Origin of the sequence: Gordonia sp. NPDC058843 (genome assembly GCF_042743165.1) — a bacterium.
Taxonomy (GTDB): domain Bacteria; phylum Actinomycetota; class Actinomycetes; order Mycobacteriales; family Mycobacteriaceae; genus Gordonia.
In genome coordinates this window covers 1-16,758 of the sequence record NZ_JBHYNC010000058.1, presented here as the reverse complement: position 1 = coordinate 16,758, position 16,758 = coordinate 1, and the positions used below count along the sequence as shown (strand labels likewise).

Sequence of the window (16,758 nt, the reverse complement as noted above, 5' to 3'; positions counted from 1 at the left end):
GCCTAGGTGCTCGCGCCGGACAAACGCACGACGATCTCCGTGATCAGGCTGTCCGGGTCGGCGTCCGGTCAGCCGACGAGGTCTGGATCCGGGTCGCGATGTGCCGACGCGGCTGATGTGGGTGACAGATCGGCGGTGAGTAGGTCCACGGTCGGACTGCGCGTGATCACCTTGTGGCCCCACCACAGCGCGAGGAACACGAACAGTGCGCCGTAGGCGGTGAGCCACAGTTCGAGATTTCCTGCGGATCCGTCGCGGATCGCCGGGAGATTCTGTCCGGCGATGACTGCGACACTCATGAGCAACGCGATGATCGGGCCGGCCGGATAGAGCCACGCCTTGTACGGGAGTACGCCGAGGTCCAGACCTTGCGCCTGCCACGCCCGACGGAACCGATAGTGAGCCCAGGCGATACCCATCCAGGTGATGAAGCCGGCCACCGATGAGGCGGTGACGAGCCAGACGTAAGCGCGACCGTCGCCCACCCGACTCGCCAGGAAGCAGAGGGCACCGATGGCCGTCGTCGCGGCCACGGCGAGGAGTGGCACACCTGATCGCGTGACCCAGGAGAACACACGTGGCGCGTTGCCCTGAACCGACAGGCCGTACAACGCGCGGGTTGCCGCGAACAGGCTTGCGTTGCCCGCCGACAGGATCGCGATCAGGATCACGGCGTTCATGATCGATGCCGCCACCGCGATCCCCGCGTCGGAGAACACCAGGGTGAACGGGGCGATCGCGATGTTCTCCTCGGATGCATTCAGCAGATTGGGATCGGTGTACGGGATCAGGAACGCGATGATGGTCAGGGTGCCGATGTAGAACAACAGAATGCGCACGAAAACGGTGCGCACAGCGCGCGGAATCGCGGTCTTCGGTTCGACTGCCTCGCCGGCGGCGACCGCGATCATCTCGGTGCCCTGGAATGCGAAGCCGGCGATGAGGAAGACCGACAGCATGCCGAGCGGGAAGTCCACGAACGGAGCGTCGTCGATCGTCCAGTTGCTGAACCCCGGCGACGGGCGGTCGCCGACGACACCGAGAATCAACAGCACGCCGACGATGAGGAAGACGACCACCGCGATCACCTTGATCGCCGCGAACCAGAACTCGGTCTCGCCGAATGCCTTGACCGCGAACAGGTTCAGCGCGAGCAGACCCGCCAGGAACACGACCGACCAGATCCACGACGGCACGTCGGGCGCCCAGTACTTCATGATCAACCCGGCGGCCACCAACTCGGCGGCCAGGGTGACCGACCAGTTGAGCCAGTAGTTCCACCCCGCCGCGAAACCGAAGGACTTGCTCACGAAGCGTCTGCCGTATTCCTCGAACGGGTTGCTGCACGGGATGTATGCCGACATCTCGCCGAGGCTCTGCATGAGGAAGAAGACCATGCAACCCATCAGCAGGTACGCCAGGATGGCGCCACCCGGGCCCGCGTCGGAGATGGTGGCGCCGGAGGCGACGAACAAGCCGGTGCCGATGGCGCCGCCGAGCGCGAGCATGCTGATGTGACGGCTCTGAAGTCCCTTGCGCAGAGATTCGTCGGGGGTGATCCCCAGAGGACTGGACATCGGCAGAGTCTAACGGCCGGTCGGCCTGTCGGCCGGGCGTTGCGCTGTGGTGGCGTTCGCCACCGGAGGTCATCGAGGCCTGGGGGTTTCCGACTGCACGCGCCGGCCGCGACGTTCGGCGAGCCCGTTCCACCGATCCCCCGGGAGCGCGCCGTGCTCGTCGCTTGGGATCTCGACAGCGGACACGTGGCTGGGCGGCATGCACTCCCGTGCGGGGTGGGGTTGCCGGGAAGGCGGAGGAGAGAGGTACAAAACCGCACTATCCGCGGTGCTGGTGGAGCCGATGACGGGAATCGAACCCGCGTATTCAGCTTGGGAAGCTGATGTTCTGCCATTGAACTACATCGGCGTGCGAGTGCTCGACTCGCGATCGACAGCCTAGCAAACCCGTGGCCGGGCAGGTCGTCGGCACGTGCAGATGTCGCGAATCGTGGCGTCCAGCGCAACTATCGGCTACATCTGACGGCGGTGGGCGGCGGCCGGCGGACGCGAACCGGTTGCGACGCAGAGCAACTCGACCGAAGGGGTTGCGCGCTGGGCAATCGCCCGGTAGTCTCGAACATAGTTTCGAGTCAAGCCATGATGACAGGGGATCAAATCATGGCTTCGATTGAGCCATCTGCACCACAACCACTCCTGCTCGACCAGTACGAGCGTCTACATGCGCTGCTGGACGAGATCGCCGAGACGTCGTCCACGGACTGCTCCGAGACCGATCTGCTGCAGGTCGCGATCGAGCACGAGCGTGCCGAACGGCGGATGCTGTCGGTGTTCACCGACCATATCGTCGACATCGACGAGCGATGGGCGTACCGGAAGATGGGTTGCCAGACCGTCTCCAACTTCCTGTGTCACGTGCTGAATCGGCGCGGCGAGGCCAACCGCTTGATGAACCGCGTGTGGGCACTGGGAAAGTTCCCGGACATGCAGGGTGTCCCGCTGGAGGCGCGCTTCCCGGAGACCGCCAAAGGTGTTGCCGACGGCGAGATCTCGGGACGACACGTCGACGTCGTGATCGAGGTGATGCGCAAGATCCCCGCCGATGTCGACCCCGCCGAGAGGCAAGCAGCCGAGGCAACCCTCGCGCACTACGCGCGTGAGTACGACCCGTCGTCGCTCCGGGACCTCGGTGCTCGCATCCTCGCCCACCTCGACCCCGACGGAACCATCACCGACGACCGGGACCGCGCCCGCAACCGCGGACTGAAACTCGGCCCGCAGGACGCCCAACTCATGTCCCGGCTGACCGCCACCCTCGACCCGACGACGCGCGCCATGTTGGACGTCGTCCTGTCGGTCTGGGCCGCGCCCGGGATGAACAATCCCGCAGATCCGCATTCGCCCACCGGGAGCCCTGCCGACGCGCACCCCGACGCACTGGCCGCGGCCGCCGAGCGCGACGAGCGTTCGGCCGAGAAGCGCAATCACGACGCGCTCCGCGCCATACTGCGGTTCGTGCTCGACGGCGGCGCCCTCGGCGGCTCGCACCATGGACTGCCGCCGCACCTCATCATGACGATCTCCGAGTCTTCGCTCCGCGAAGCGGCCGGCGACCCCGCACGCACCGCGACAGGAACGCTGCTGCCCATCAAAGATGTGGTCGAGCTCGCCGCCGAAGCGCAGCACCACCTCGCCGTGTTCCGCGACCACACCAGTGAGGTCCTCTACCTGGGGCGGTCCCGGCGGTGTGCATCCCGCGCACAACGTTTCGCCGCCGTCGCCCGCGACGGCGGATGCACCCACCCCGGCTGCACACGTGCCTCGTTCGACTGCGAACTCCACCACGTCGCCGAATGGCATGCCGACGGTGGTCACACCGATCTGGACAACCTGGCCACCGCCTGCGGACCCCACAACCGGGCGGTCGGCACCGGCGTGGACCAGTGGGCCACCACCATCGCGACCGAGGGGGTCGACGCCGGGCGGGCCGTCTGGCACGCACCCCGCTCGCACCCCTCGTCGACGCCGCGAATCAACCACGCCCATCGCACGGACGCGATCCTCGACCGGATGCGCGCCGACGTCCGGCAGCGCAGAACCGCGGTGCCGGAGAGCGGTGGAAGGCCGACCCCGACCGACACCGGCGCAGATCCGCCCTGAGCATTCGATAACCTCGACACCGTGCTGCTCTCCGACCGCGACATCCGCGCCGAGATCGCTGACGGGCGCCTCGCCATCGATCCGTTCGATCCTGCCCTCGTCCAACCCTCCAGCGTCGACGTCCGACTCGACGGCCTGTTCCGGGTGTTCAACAACACCCGCTACACCCACATCGATCCCGCGCAGCGCCAAGACGAACTCACCTCGCTGGTCGAACCGGCCGACGGTGAGCCCTTCGTGCTGCACCCGGGCGAATTCGTGCTGGGGTCCACGCTCGAGGTGTGCTCACTTCCCGACGACCTCGCCGGCCGGCTGGAGGGGAAGTCGTCGCTCGGCCGTCTTGGCCTCTTGACGCATTCGACGGCGGGGTTCATCGACCCCGGCTTCTCCGGCCACATCACCCTCGAACTCTCCAACGTGGCCAACCTGCCGATCACCCTCTGGCCCGGGATGAAGATCGGACAGCTCTGCCTCATCCGGCTCAGCAGTCCGGCCGAGGAACCGTACGGCAGCGCGTCGGTGGGATCGAAGTACCAGGGACAACGCGGTCCCACCCCGTCGAAGGCGTACCTGAACTTCGTCAAGCACGACTGAGAGATTCCGGCCCGGCTCAACCGGCGGGTGGGTGCACCTCCGGAAGTTCACCCAGCGGATCACCGCCCGCCACGGCGACGATGGTTACCGGCAGTCCCGGCTGGGTAACCGTTGCGTTCATGAAGCTCACGGTGATCGGATGCGGCTACCTCGGTGCCACACACGCGGCCTGTATGGCCGAACTCGGGCACGACGTCGTCGGCATCGACGTCGACCCGTACAAGATCGAACGGCTACAGGCGGGGGAGGTCCCGTTCTTCGAGCCCGGCCTCTCCGACATCCTGCGCCGCAACATCGACGCCGGGCGGCTCCGCTTCACCACCGACCACCTTGCGGCCGCCGACCACGCTTCCGTCCACTTCCTCGGCGTCGGGACGCCGCAGGAACCCCGCGGGCACCGAGCCGACCTCTCGCACGTGTACTCCGCGATCGACGCGCTGATCCCGACGCTGCGCGGCACTCACCTGATCATCGGCAAGTCGACCGTGCCGGTCGGTACCTGCGCCGAGCTCGCGCAACGGATCTCGACGTTGTCGCACTCCGGAGCCGACGTCGAGCTGTCGTGGAGTCCGGAATTCCTACGTGAGGGGTTCGCCGTCGAGGACACCCTCGAACCGGACCGCCTCGTCCTCGGGATCGGATCGCTCGACGACGACGGGATCAACCGGGCCGCCCCCGACCCCGGTGCCGGGTCGAATGCCGGGGAGGTCGTCCGCGAGATCTACCGCGAGATCCTCGAGACCGGGGTTCCGCTCATCGAGACCGACTGGGCCACTGCCGAACTCGTCAAGGTGTCGGCGAATGCATTTCTGGCCACCAAGATCTCGTTCATCAACGCGATCAGCGAGCTGTGCGAGATCGCCGGCGCCGACATCAACACCCTCGCCGACGCCATCGGCTACGACCCGCGCATCGGACGCCGATTCCTCAACGCGGGCCTCGGTTTCGGTGGGGGCTGCCTGCCCAAGGACATCCGCGCTCTGACCGCCCGCGCCGAGGACATGGGCGCGCCGCGGGCCGTCGGGTTCCTGCGCGAGGTCGACGCCATCAACATGCGCCGCCGCGGTGCCGCAGTGGAACTCGTCTTCGAGGCTCTCGGCGGTGAGGTCCTCGGCCGCAACATCGCCGTGCTGGGTGCCGCATTCAAGCCGGAGAGCGACGACGTCCGCGACTCGCCCGCCCTGACCGTGGCCAGCCGGTTGGCGCTCGAGGGGGCGTCGGTGACGGTCTTCGATCCGAAGGCCATGGACAACTCGCGACGCGTCCACCCGAGTCTCGGCTACGCCACCTCGGCGCGAGACGCGTGCGACCGGGCCGACGTCGTCGTCATCGCCACCGAGTGGGCGGAGTTCGTCCACATGGCGCCCGAGGAACTCGAGGGCATCGTCCGCGCCAGGCGCATCGTCGACGGCCGTCGGTGCCTCGACCCACAGATGTGGCGCGATGCCGGCTGGGATTACCGCGCGCTGGGCGGCCCGGCCCCCACGCGCCCGGCCCCACGAAATCGTCCGTCCGAGCAGGTGAACGGACTCGCGCCCGGGGCCGCGGTCCGCTAGATCGTGCTAGGTTGATTCTCGCGACTGTCCAGGGGGCACCTTCTCGCCGGTGGGGGAATGCGGCGAGGTGCACGTGAGGTGCAGGAATCAACCACATGACCGACACGGTGGCCGATCCGGCCGTGACACCGACGTCTGCGCAGGCAGAGGTCACGGTCAGCGCTGCCGTCGCCGAAGCAGTGCGCGCCGAACTGGGTGACCGTGGAATCCCGGAGACCGCGGAGATCGTACTGTTCGATCTCGATCCACAGGCCGGCGTCTCGGTCGGACGTATGGACCCGGCTCGCGGTACCGTCACCGACTCCTACTCCGACTCCGGCCTCACCTTGGGCGCCCTCGATCAGGTGATCGCCGACCATCTCGTCCGTGTCGGGCGCGTGGCCGCGCCGACCTCGCGCGAGTGGCACGAGGAGGTCCTCGACCTCGTCGCTCGCGGCCGCGACCGACTCCGCGAGTCCGACGGCACCTTCCTGATGGGCCGCGACCACATCCGGTTGTTCCGCATGGCACGGCGCGACGTCGCCGAAGCGGGTGCCCCGCTCACCGCTCGTGCCGAGGATCTCGCCCGCGCGGCGGTGTCCGGCGCCGCTGCCGCCGCCGTCGTCATCACCGATCGCGTGAGTGCCTGGCCGGGCCTCCGGGACGCCGTTGCGCGAGCAGTACCCGTGCCCGTCGTCGACGTCGACCCGTCGGGGAATGCGACCCGGCCTCCATCGAACGGTGGGCACGCCGAGCCGGACGTACCTCACTCGACGGTGCCTCCCGAGCGCATCGTCGAACCGGAACCGTCTCTCGCCGATCAGGTGGCGGCGCCCGACCCCTCGCCCGACGCTGTCCCTTCGGACACCCCGATCTTCGAGGCCGTCAACGAGTCGCCGCCCATGGTGGCGACCGCGTTCGGGGCACTGACCCCCCATGCGGTTGCCCCGTATGGTGTTGGCGAGCAACCACTTCGCGACGAGCCGCCAACGGACGATCGCCGTCCCGGCGGGCACCCGACATACGCCCGAGAGCGGACCGGGCCGCACGCATCTCCGCCGCGCCCGACTCCGCCGCTGACTCCGCAGGAACCGCCGCCGGGGCCCGCTCTCTCGGGTAGCTGGAACGTGAACGTCATTCCCGCATCGGAGTATCCGACGGCCGGTTCGTTGGTCGCCGGCTCGCTGCCGCCGTCTGCCGAGTCGGTGACCGGTCCACACGCGGTCGGCTCGCCTCGGCGACGACGCGGCGGCAAGCGAGTTCTCGCCGTCGTCGCCCTGTTGTGCGCGGCGGCCGTCGTGGCAGTGGCCACCGCACTGGCCGTCGCACACGATGAGTCGACGCCGGCCGTCGCCGCACCCCCTCCCCAGCGCACGGCCGCCACGCCCGAACCCGAATTCGCCGACCCCGCAATCCTTGCCGAGGCCCGGCAACCCGCACGCCGTTACACGCCGCCCCCTCCGCCGGAGACCTCCGCCTCCGTCGAGTCCGCCCCGCGGCCTCGTCCTCGTCCGCGGACCCCGCGTCCACAACGCGGCGTGACGATCCCGAATCCGATCCCCGGTCTGCCGCCGATCGTCCTGCCCTGACGTCGGCGCCGCCCGACGACCCGAACGTCAGCTCGAGCGCGGGGAGAGTCCTCTGGCGACGAAGGCCAGGACCTTCTCGTAACTCGCCGATGCGTCGATCTGGGGTGGGTGCGTGTTCGCGAGTTCGAGTCCGACCGCGCCGTGGACGGCCGACCATGCCTGCATCGCGAGCTCGGCGGGATCCCCGGACATGATCACGCCGGCCACCTGGCCGTACCGGATGACATCAACGAGCACCGCGAACGCGTCCAGCGCCACGCCGGGCTCCGGCGCGCACTGCGCGGAGAACATCAACCGGTAGATCACCGGGTTGGCGACCGCGAACTCCCGATACGCGCGCCCGGAGTTCGTGAGGCGGAGGACGGGGTCGTCGTCGGTCGCGGCGATGGCTCGACCGAACTCTCCGAAACCATCGGTGACCAGCGCGTCCAGGAGGCCGTCGCGGCCGTCGAAGTGGTTGTAGACGCCCATCGGGGCCACCTGCGCCTCCGCGGCCACGGCGCGAACCGTCAGCCCGGATTCGCCGTCGCGCTCGAGGATCGTGCGACCGGCCTTGAGGAGGGCGGAACGGACCTCTGCGGCCGAGGTGCGGGTGCGGGACTTCGCAGGGGACATGTTGACAACCTACTAGAACAGTGTTCTTCTGAAATAGAACAACGTTCTACAACAGTAGGACGATGTTCCACGAACTCTCTGCCCGGTCACCCGCAGGAGCGCCTCGCGCAGGCCACTGATCAGGAGAAACACGATGCAAACAGAATCCACACACGCCCGCTGGTGGGCTCTCGGCGCCCTCACCTTCGCCGAACTACTCGTCATGATCGACAACACGATCGTCAACGTCGCCCTCCCGACGCTCGCCCGCGACCTCGGTGCCGGGATCTCGGGCCTGCAATGGATCGTCGACGCCTACACGCTCGTCTTCGCCGGCCTGCTGCTGACCGGCGGCTACCTCGGTGACCGGTTCGGACATCGCCGGATGCTGCTCACCGGCATCGTTGGATTCATGCTGGTCTCGGTGCTCGCGGCATCTTCGCAGGACATCGGTCAGCTCATCGCGAGTCGTGCCGGACTCGGAGTCTTTGCCGCGCTGGTCTTCCCGGCCACACTGGCGATCATCACGACCATCTTCGTCGACGCCCGGGAACGAGCGATGGCGGTGGGGATCTGGGCGGCGGTGTCAGGTGTTGCGGTCGCCATCGGCCCGGTTCTCGGCGGGTGGCTACTCGAACACTTCTCGTGGACATCGGTGTTCTGGGTGAACATCCCGTTCGGTGTCCTGGCCCTGGTGATGATCTTGTCGGTCGTTCCCGGAACTCGACCGCTGGCGGTGCCGCGGTTCGACGCCATCGGTGTCGTCTTGTCAGTTGCCGGCCTGGGCCTGCTCACCTTCACGCTCATCGAGGCGCCCCACGTCGGTTGGACCGAGGTGCGCACGCTCCTCGGAGTCGTTGCCGCGCTCGCCATCCTGGCCGTCTTCGTCGTGACGCAACTGCGGATCGCCCACCCCATCCTCGATGTGCGGCTCTTCGCCAACAGGCACTTCGCGACCGCGGCCGGCATGATCAGCGTCGCCTTCTTCGCACTGTTCGGATTCATTTTCCTGATCACCCAGTTCTTCCAAGCGGTCAAGGGATACGGGCCGCTGGCCGCCGGGATACGCACGCTGCCGTTCGCGATCGTCATGGCGGCGCTGTCCCCGGTCGCGATGGCGCTGTCACACCGTTTCGGGCCCAGGGTCGTCTCGGTGATCGGCGCGTTCCTCATGTCGGGTGGGTTCGCACTCGTCGAGATATCCTCGCGCGCCTCGGGTTACTGGGAACTCATCGTCTGGTCGATGGCGCTGATGGCGGCGGGTCTCGCGTTCATCTCGGGTCCGTGCACCCAGCTCATCATGGACGCGTTGCGTCCGGAGCAGGCCGGTGCGGGCAGTGCGGTCAACGACACGACGCGGGAGCTCGGCGGGACACTCGGCGTGGCCGTTCTCGGTTCGATACTGACGTCCGCCTATGTCGCCGGCGTCGGGGATCGGTTGTCGGGCAACGGTGTACCGACCCAAGCGGTCGACGCGGCGAAACAATCCGTGATGGCCGGCGTCGAGGTGGCGGACCAGTTGCCGGGCGCGGTCGGGGATGCGGTGCGGGTAGCGGTTCAACAGGTCTTCATGGACGGATTGCACAATGCGGTCTGGGCTGCGGTCGCGATCACCGCGGTCGCGGGCGTCGCCGCGGCGTTCCTGTTGCGCGGCAGTGGCTCCGGACAGCAGAGCGCTGAGGCGGTGGCGGCGGAGGAGGTCCGTGGCGGGGAACCCTTCGTGGCTCGTCGCTAACGCTCCTCGCACCTCAGGGAGCAGAAGGGGGGCGCTAACGCTCCTCGCACCTCAGGGAGCAGAAGGGGGGTCACTTGCGCTCCTCGGCACCTCGGTATCTGCGGCCTGGCGGCCGTCGTGGACCACGAAAGAACACTCGTGAGTGTCCGAAATCCATGCTCCCTGAGGTGCGAGCGAAGCGAGCCACGAAGGGTCTCGCAACGTGTCTCACCAGGCCCTTCGAGGCTCGTCGCTTGCGCTCCTCGCACCTCAGGGAGCAGAAGGGGGGTCGCTTGCGCTCCTCGCACCTCAGGGAGCAGAAGGGTTGGCCGCTTGCGCTCTTCGTACCTCAGGGAGCAGTAGAGCTCAGAGGTCGAGGGTGAGGTTCCCTCCTGGACTGCGTGAGACGCAGGTGAGTATGGTCCCGGCCGCGCGCTCGGGCTCGGTCAGGATGTTGTCGCGGTGATCGATGTCCCCCGACAACGTCCTGACCTTGCATGTTCCGCAGAATCCCTGCTGGCATGAATACGGAACCGACGGCAGCACCCGACGGATCGCGGCGAGTGCCGATTCGTCTGCGGCGACCGGGATCTGCTGACCGGTCGAGGCCAGCGTCACCGTGAAGTCGGTCCCGCTCTCCACCGGGGGCGGGCTGAAACGCTCGTAGTGCAACTCGATGTCGGCCCGCGCTGCGAGATGTCGCCGAAGTCCCTCCAGCATCGGAACCGGACCGCAGCAGTACACGGCGAGGTCGGCGGGATCGTCGACGGGGCCGACCAGCTCCGTCATGCCGGGCAGGCCGTGCACGTCGTCGGTGCGGATGGTGACGCGGTCGCCGAAGGCAGCGACCTCGTCGAGGAACGGGATCGACTCGGCGGTACGGCCGGTGTAGATCATCGACCAGTCCAGCCCGAATCGCTCGGCGGTGGCCAGCATCGGCAGGATCGGGGTGATGCCGATCCCCGCAGCGACGAATCGGATTCGACGTGCGGGTGAGCCGTGTCCGGGGACGGCGAACGGAAAAGCGTTGCGCGGTCCCTTGATCGAGAACACGTCGCCGACCCGCAACGAATCGTGGACCTCGACCGAACCACCGCCGCCGTCGGGGATTCGACGCACCGCGATCCGATAATGCGCACGGTCGGCCGTGTCTCCGCACAGTGAGTACTCCCGCATGCGCCCGGAGGGCAGCAGTAGATCGATGTGCGCGCCGGCGTGCCACGCCGGCAGCATGCCGCCGTCGGCGGCCGCAAGGGTGAGCGCGATGACGTTCTCGTCTCGCGCGACGACCTCGCGGCCGACGATCCGCACCTGCGTGATCCCGTCGCTCACCGCGCCGCGGTGCAGCGGTGACACCGGTCGCCAGACCGGCCACCATGCCCGGAACACCATGGTGCCGACCGTGAGCAGAGGATCGCGGCGCCAGCGGCCGTACAGGTGCGGCGGTGGTTGGGTCAGCGTCGTCGAATGCGGATGCGCGCGTTGGTTCATTACTCCTCCGCCGTCGATCACGCTGCGTTCCGCGCGGCCGGCGAGGACGCGAGATAGGCGACGGCCTGGGCGGTGCTACCGATGTCCTCGGGCCGAAACCCGGGCCGGAAGTAGCTGAAGGTGGCGAAGACGATCGTCCGCATCTTCGGGAGTACCCCTGCCCGCACTCCGCGATGGTAGTGCCAGGTCTTCTGGAAGTAGTTGTAGGACAGCGTCTTGTCCTGCTTCATGATGAAGCGGTATCCCCGCTGGACGAGGATGAGCAGGATCGGCAACACCGCGAACATCGCGCGGCCGCGGCGGAGGTAACCGTCGCCGAAGTAGGCGGCGACATCGTGTGCCACGGCGCGGTGCTCCACCTCTTCGGCGCCGTGCCACATGAAGAGATCGGCCATCGTGGGGTGTGCGCCGAGCCGTGTCCAGCTGTTGTTGAGCGCGAAGTCGCCCAGGATGGCGGTGTAATGCTCCAAAGCCGCGATGAGCCAGAGGCGTTCGACGAGGTGCTTGTCGCGGGCCTCCCGGGTACCACCCTCCAGGGGGCCGAGGACCTTGCGGAAGATCCATTCCATCTGCAGCTGGTAGGGCCGCGGGTCGATGCCGTGGTGATCGAGGAACTCCCACAGGACGTGATCGTGCGCCTCGGCGTGCATCGCCTCCTGGCCGATGAAACCCCGCATCCGGGAGGCGAGCTCCTCGTCGGCGACCAGCGGCAGCGCCTCGTTGTAGGTCTGGACGAACCATCGCTCGCCCTCGGGGAGCAGCAGATTGAGCACGCTGATGAAGTTCGACGCGACCGGGTGGCCGGGGATCCAGTGCAGCGGGACGTCATCCCAGTCGAAGGCCACGTTGCGGGCGTGCAGTTCCACGGGCCCGGGATCGGCCGACGAGTCGTCGGTGTGAGCAGGGTCGAGGTGTACGTCGGGGTGCGTCATGACGTTCACCCCGTGACCTTCTGGCGGGCGCCGATACGCGACAGCCATGGAGCGAAGCGGTAGATCCGATATCCCACCTTCGCTTCCACGGTCACCGGCACCACCGCCTTGTTGCGCTCGATGGCCGCGACGATCTCGCTCGCGACCCGATCCGGCGTGAATCCCCGGCGCTGGTAGAACCGATCGAGCCGATCGCGTTGAGACCGTTCGGTTTCGGCGTCGAGGCCGGCGATCGGCGTCGACGAGACGATGTTGGTGTCGACGAGTCCGGGGCAGATCGCACTCACGCCGATGCGGTGCTCGGCGAGTTCGGCGCGCAGTGACTCCGAGAACAGCAGCACGCCTGCCTTCGATGCCGAATACAGCCCGAGGCTGCGCGACGGCGTGAACGCCGCGGCCGACGCGATGTTGACGATGTGCCCGCCGACCCCGCGCTCGACCATCTGGCGACCGAATTCGCGACTGCCGGTGACGACGCCGCGCAGGTTGACGTCGAGCAGGCGGTCGACCTGCTCGTCGGTGGCGTCCAATACACCCCCGGCCAAGCCGATTCCGGCGTTGTTCACCACGATGTCGGGCACGCCGTGGGCGTCACGGACGCGTACGGCGAAGGCGGCGAAATCCGCGGTGTCCGACACGTCGAGGAGGTACGCGTGGGCAGCCGACCCCGCGACCTTGCATGCGTGGGCGGTCTCGTCGGCGGCCGCGAGGTCGAGGTCGGCCAAGACGAGTTCGCAACCGCGCTCGGCCAGTGCGAGCGCCGTTTCACGTCCGATCCCGCTGCCGGCACCGGTGATGACGACGAGCTTGCCCGCCAGCGCTCTCGGTTCGGCGAACAGGCGTGCGCGCTCGATCGCCGGTGCCGGTTCTCCGCTGTTGGTCTGCACGGCAAGGAAATCCAGGATCAACCCGGTGAGGTAGTCCGGGTGGGTGTAGGGCAGCCAGTGGCCGGTCGGTGTGTCGCGTCGCCAGAGTTTCGACGCGTACGTGGCCGTGTTGTCGTAGATCGCGGGCCGCAGCGCGATGTCGCGTTCGTTGACCACCTGAAGCACCGGCACCGCGGTGGTCCGCGGGTTGGGGCGCAGCAGTTTGGCGCGGATGTTCGCTCGATACAGGGCCAGTCCGGTCACCATGTCGCGACGCAACGAGTCGGCGACGTCGACGTTCTCCGGCGGAGTTCCCTCGACCGTGCGCAGGAACTGTTTCCAGACCGTCGGGCTGCCCATGACGCGCAACAAGATGTTCGGCAGCACCGGCAGTTGGAAGAGTCCGGTGTACGCCGACGACGTCGTCTGCGCGAGAACATTCCGCAGATGACGAGGGGTGGGGTTGGCGACCTGATCGCGGACGAACTGGCCGAGGTGGTCGAGGTTCGGACCGGACACCGAGACGAACGACGCGATGCGGGCCTGTGCGCGCGGGCGGCTGACCGCCTCCCACGTCTGCACCGATCCCCAGTCGTGGGCGACGACGTGCACGGACTCCTCCGGGCTCACCGACTCCGCGATCGCGTACAGGTCGTCGGCCAACTCGTCGAGGCGGTAGGCGGCGACCTGCCGAGGACGGTCGCTGTCTCCGAAGCCGCGACAGTCGTAGGCGACCACGTGATACTTCTCCGCCAGCCGCGGAGCGATGTGGGTCCACAGATGGTGCGTGTCTGGCCATCCGTGCACCAGCAGCACCGTGGGTTTCGACGAATCGCCGAGTTCATAGGTGGCCAGCCGGATCCCGTTGTTGGTGACGGTTCCCCGCCGCCAGGCCGGTTGGTGTACTGCCGTCTCGGACATGTGTGTCACCTCGCTGTGAATGGCCCCGACGCCGATCCTCGGCATGGCCGCGGGTTCGTGCGGCGGGCGCGCTGTGCGCTCGATCACGGACCCGATGGAGGTACACGTTACCAACGGTTACACAAATGTCCAGACCCTGGTGACACAGCAAGGGCCCGGTCGGCAGACCGGGCCCTCAACTGGGACTTTCCGCAGGACTCTGCGCAATCACTGCCGGTACGACGACAGGAAGTTACCGATACGCTCCACGGCCTCTTTCAGATCGCGCGACCACGGCAAGGTGACGATGCGGAAGTGGTTGTGGTCGTCGAGGTTGAATCCGGTGCCCTGCACGACCAGGATCTTCTCCTGCAGGAGCAGGTCCTGGACGAACAGTTCGTCATTGTGGATCTCGTACACCTCGGGATCGAGGCGGGGGAAGGCGTACAACGCCCCGCTGGGCTTGACGCAGCTGACCCCGGGGATCTCGTTGAGCTTTTCCCACGTGACGTTGCGCTGTTCGTACAGCCGTCCGCCGGGGGAGACGAGGGCCTCGATGGACTGGTAGCCACCGAGTGCCACCTGGATCGCGTGCTGGCCCGGCACATTGGCGCACAGACGCGTCGACGCCAGGATGCCCATGCCCTCGATGAAGCCGCGGGCGTGGTCCTTCGGTCCGGTCAACACGACCCATCCGGCGCGGTAGCCGCAGACGCGATAGGCCTTCGACAGTCCGTTGAAGGTGAGGCACAACAGATCCGGTGCGAGCGACGCCACGTTCACGTGCTCGGCGTCGTCGTAGATGATCTTGTCGTAGATCTCGTCGGCGAGGATCAGCAGCGAATGCTGACGCGCGAGCTCGACGAGCTGTTCGAGGACCTCGCGTGAGTACACCGCACCGGTCGGGTTGTTCGGGTTGATGATGACGATCGCCTTGGTGCGGTCGGTGATCTTCGCCGCGATGTCGGCGACGTCGGGGTTCCACCCGTTCTCCTCGTCGCAGCGGTAGTGCACGGGCTGCCCGCCGGACAGCGAGGTCATCGCCGTCCACAGCGGATAGTCGGGCGCGGGGATCAGGACCTCGTCGCCGTCGTTGAGCAGGGCCTGCATCGTCATGGTGATGAGCTCGGAGACGCCGTTGCCCAGGATGACGTCGTCGACGTCGAAGTACGGGAAGTCCGGGATGAGCTCGTAGCGGGTCACCACGGCGCGTCGTGCGGAGAGCACACCCGCGGATTCGGAGTAGCCCTGCGCGTAGGGGAGGGCATGGATCATGTCGCGCATGATCACGTCGGGGGCCTCGAACCCGAACAGCGCAGGGTTGCCGATGTTCAGCTTGAGGATTCGATGCCCCTCCGCCTCGAGCCGCTGCGCATGCGCGTGTACGGGACCACGGATCTCGTAGCACACGTTCTGCAGCTTGAGCGACTGCTCGAGCGGCTTGAGGTTCTGGTTGAGGTGCGAAACATGGGGCCTACTCACGGGTACATTGTCGCAGCCGATGGCAAATGCGTTTCTGCCAGTGCCCGACCTCGCGGGACGGGGCATGTTCCGCTGTCGTGCGGCTCTCGGCAGAACAGAAATCGCCTCCCGCGTCGTCGTTCGACGCGAGAGGCGACATCTGTCTGCAGATGGTGCGGACTACTTGTGGCCGGGCCGCTTCTTGCCGGCCGCGATGCCGAAGCCCTTGGCCTTCGACGCCCCGGTCTCGGCGACCGTGCGAACGGCGGACGAGCCATTGCTCGACGACGCTGGTGCCTCGTCGGTCGGGCTTTCGTCGGTCGGGGTCTCGTCTGCCGGGGCTTCCTCGGCCTGCGGGGCCTCGGGTTCTGACGCCTCGGGTGCCGATGCCTGCTCCGGTTCGGGGGCCTGTTCCGGTTCGGACGCCTGTTCCGGTTCGGCTGCCGAATCGGAAGCCGGGGCAGCAGCCGGAGCGGCCTTGCTCGCGCCGCCCGGACGCTTCTTGCCCGCGGCCATGCCGAAGCCCTTGGCCTTGGCCGGCTTCTCCTCGGTCAGCGCGGCGGCCGAACCGCTCTGCGGTGCCTCGGCGGTCTCGGCTGTCGGTGCCTCAGCGACCTCGGCTGCTGGTGCCTCGGCGGTCTCGGTGTCCGGGGTCGGCTCTGGCTCGGACTCCGTATCGGGTGTCGGGGCAGCAGCCTCGGCAGGTGCCGCCGCGGCAGCGGGTGTGGCTGCTGCCTTGCCGATACCACCGGGCCGCTTCTTGCCCGCGGACATGCCGAAGCCCTTGGCCTTGCCCGGCTTCTCTTCTGTTGCGGCAGCAACAGACTTGTCCGTTGCGGCAGGGGCATCCGCGGTCGCCGACTCGGTGTCGACGGTCGGTGCGGCATCCGGGGCCGATTCGCTCTCGTCGACCTTGCTCTCGGCGGGAGCGGTCACCCCGGCAGCCGGAGCCGCCGCATTGGTGGCCTTCTGGCCCGGACGCTTGGCCTTGCCCATGCCGAAGCCCTTGGACGCGGGCTTCTTGTCAGCCGGTGCGGTCTCGGTCGCGGCCTCGGCGACCTCTTGCTTGACCGCCTCCGAGGACTCGGTCTCGGCCGGCACCGCCTCGGCCGTACCCCCGGCAGGCTTGCCCGCCGCACCGGGACGCTTCGCCCCGCCCTTCATGCCGAAGCCCTTCGATGCGGGCTTCTTTTCGGCGGGTGCCTCCGTGCCGGCCGCTGCGGCGGTCTCGGCGGGAGCCGATTCCGTCGACGGAGCAGCCGAAGTGGCTGCGGCGCCGGGCTTCTTGCCGCCCTTCATGCCGAAGCCCTTCGATGCGGGCTTCTTCTCGGCCGGGGCTTCCGCGGGGGCTTCCGGTGCCGCGGTCTTGGCCGCCGCGCCCGGCTTCTTGCCGCCCTTGAGGCCC

The 16,758-nt window shown here is 67.8% G+C and carries 11 protein-coding genes, 1 tRNA gene and 1 pseudogene; 5 read left to right on the top strand and 8 right to left on the bottom strand.

The annotated features are described in order from the left end of the window. Positions 1 to 68: 68 nt before the first annotated feature. Positions 69 to 1,577 (bottom strand): amino acid permease, encoded by a 1,509-nt coding sequence (locus tag ACFW3F_RS23550; protein WP_388061790.1) that lies wholly within the window; start codon positions 1,575 to 1,577, stop codon positions 69 to 71. A gap of 275 nt (positions 1,578 to 1,852) precedes the next feature. Next, positions 1,853 to 1,926, bottom strand: a tRNA-Gly gene (locus ACFW3F_RS23545). 251 nt (positions 1,927 to 2,177) lie between these two features. Between ACFW3F_RS23545 and ACFW3F_RS23540 the strand changes: the two genes are divergently transcribed. From ACFW3F_RS23540 to ACFW3F_RS23525, 4 genes are all read left to right on the top strand, one after another. After that, the gene (locus tag ACFW3F_RS23540) at positions 2,178 to 3,677 is read left to right on the top strand and encodes a DUF222 domain-containing protein (RefSeq protein ID WP_388061788.1); all 1,500 of its coding nucleotides are present in this window, start codon (positions 2,178 to 2,180) and stop codon (positions 3,675 to 3,677) included. Positions 3,678 to 3,698: 21 nt separating this feature from the next. Continuing rightward, a complete protein-coding gene (gene dcd, locus ACFW3F_RS23535; protein ID WP_388061786.1) occupies positions 3,699 to 4,271 on the top strand; it encodes a dCTP deaminase in 573 nt (190 codons plus the stop codon). A 119-nt stretch (positions 4,272 to 4,390) separates the two neighbouring features. Beyond that, a complete protein-coding gene (locus ACFW3F_RS23530) occupies positions 4,391 to 5,827 on the top strand; it encodes a UDP-glucose dehydrogenase family protein (protein WP_388061783.1) in 1,437 nt (478 codons plus the stop codon). A gap of 95 nt (positions 5,828 to 5,922) precedes the next feature. Then, positions 5,923 to 7,395 carry a hypothetical protein gene (locus tag ACFW3F_RS23525; protein WP_388061781.1) on the top strand — a complete coding sequence of 491 codons (1,473 nt, stop codon included), beginning with the start codon at positions 5,923 to 5,925 and terminating at the stop codon, positions 7,393 to 7,395. Positions 7,396 to 7,422: 27 nt separating this feature from the next. Here the strand turns inward: ACFW3F_RS23525 and ACFW3F_RS23520 are convergent, their stop codons facing one another. Further along, positions 7,423 to 8,010: a TetR/AcrR family transcriptional regulator gene (locus ACFW3F_RS23520; RefSeq protein ID WP_388061779.1), complete on the bottom strand. Its 588-nt coding sequence runs from the start codon at positions 8,008 to 8,010 to the stop codon at positions 7,423 to 7,425. 133 nt (positions 8,011 to 8,143) lie between these two features. Between ACFW3F_RS23520 and ACFW3F_RS23515 the strand changes: the two genes are divergently transcribed. Then, entirely contained in the window at positions 8,144 to 9,724 is a 1,581-nt protein-coding gene (locus tag ACFW3F_RS23515) for a DHA2 family efflux MFS transporter permease subunit (protein WP_388061777.1), read from the top strand. 345 nt (positions 9,725 to 10,069) lie between these two features. On the opposite strand, the gene ACFW3F_RS23510 is transcribed toward ACFW3F_RS23515, so the two are convergent. The 5 genes and pseudogenes from ACFW3F_RS23510 to ACFW3F_RS23490 all read right to left on the bottom strand — a co-directional run. Further along, positions 10,070 to 11,194, bottom strand: a complete 1,125-nt coding sequence (locus ACFW3F_RS23510) for a PDR/VanB family oxidoreductase (RefSeq protein ID WP_388061775.1) — start codon at positions 11,192 to 11,194, stop codon at positions 10,070 to 10,072. Between the two features lie 17 nt (positions 11,195 to 11,211). After that, a complete protein-coding gene (locus tag ACFW3F_RS23505) occupies positions 11,212 to 12,126 on the bottom strand; it encodes a metal-dependent hydrolase (protein WP_388061773.1) in 915 nt (304 codons plus the stop codon). 5 nt (positions 12,127 to 12,131) lie between these two features. Continuing rightward, positions 12,132 to 13,913: an SDR family oxidoreductase gene (locus ACFW3F_RS23500; protein ID WP_388061771.1), complete on the bottom strand. Its 1,782-nt coding sequence runs from the start codon at positions 13,911 to 13,913 to the stop codon at positions 12,132 to 12,134. A 207-nt stretch (positions 13,914 to 14,120) separates the two neighbouring features. Further along, positions 14,121 to 15,374, bottom strand: a complete 1,254-nt coding sequence (locus ACFW3F_RS23495) for a pyridoxal phosphate-dependent aminotransferase (RefSeq protein WP_388061769.1) — start codon at positions 15,372 to 15,374, stop codon at positions 14,121 to 14,123. A 159-nt stretch (positions 15,375 to 15,533) separates the two neighbouring features. Further along, positions 15,534 to 16,758 (bottom strand): annotated as a pseudogene (locus ACFW3F_RS23490) (Fe-S oxidoreductase); the annotation flags it as partial.

Bases quoted from the DNA above. Each gene is read 5' to 3' on its own strand.
- ACFW3F_RS23500 (WP_388061771.1), bottom strand. From the start codon at position 13,913: ATGTCCGAGACGGCAGTACACCAACCGGCCTGGCGGCGGGGAACCGTC.
- ACFW3F_RS23520 (WP_388061779.1), bottom strand. From the start codon at position 8,010: ATGTCCCCTGCGAAGTCCCGCACCCGCACCTCGGCCGCAGAGGTCCGT.
- ACFW3F_RS23525 (WP_388061781.1), top strand. From the start codon at position 5,923: ATGACCGACACGGTGGCCGATCCGGCCGTGACACCGACGTCTGCGCAG.
- ACFW3F_RS23510 (WP_388061775.1), bottom strand. From the start codon at position 11,194: ATGAACCAACGCGCGCATCCGCATTCGACGACGCTGACCCAACCACCG.
- ACFW3F_RS23540 (WP_388061788.1), top strand. From the start codon at position 2,178: ATGGCTTCGATTGAGCCATCTGCACCACAACCACTCCTGCTCGACCAG.
- ACFW3F_RS23530 (WP_388061783.1), top strand. From the start codon at position 4,391: ATGAAGCTCACGGTGATCGGATGCGGCTACCTCGGTGCCACACACGCG.
- ACFW3F_RS23515 (WP_388061777.1), top strand. From the start codon at position 8,144: ATGCAAACAGAATCCACACACGCCCGCTGGTGGGCTCTCGGCGCCCTC.
- ACFW3F_RS23550 (WP_388061790.1), bottom strand. From the start codon at position 1,577: ATGTCCAGTCCTCTGGGGATCACCCCCGACGAATCTCTGCGCAAGGGA.
- ACFW3F_RS23505 (WP_388061773.1), bottom strand. From the start codon at position 12,126: ATGACGCACCCCGACGTACACCTCGACCCTGCTCACACCGACGACTCG.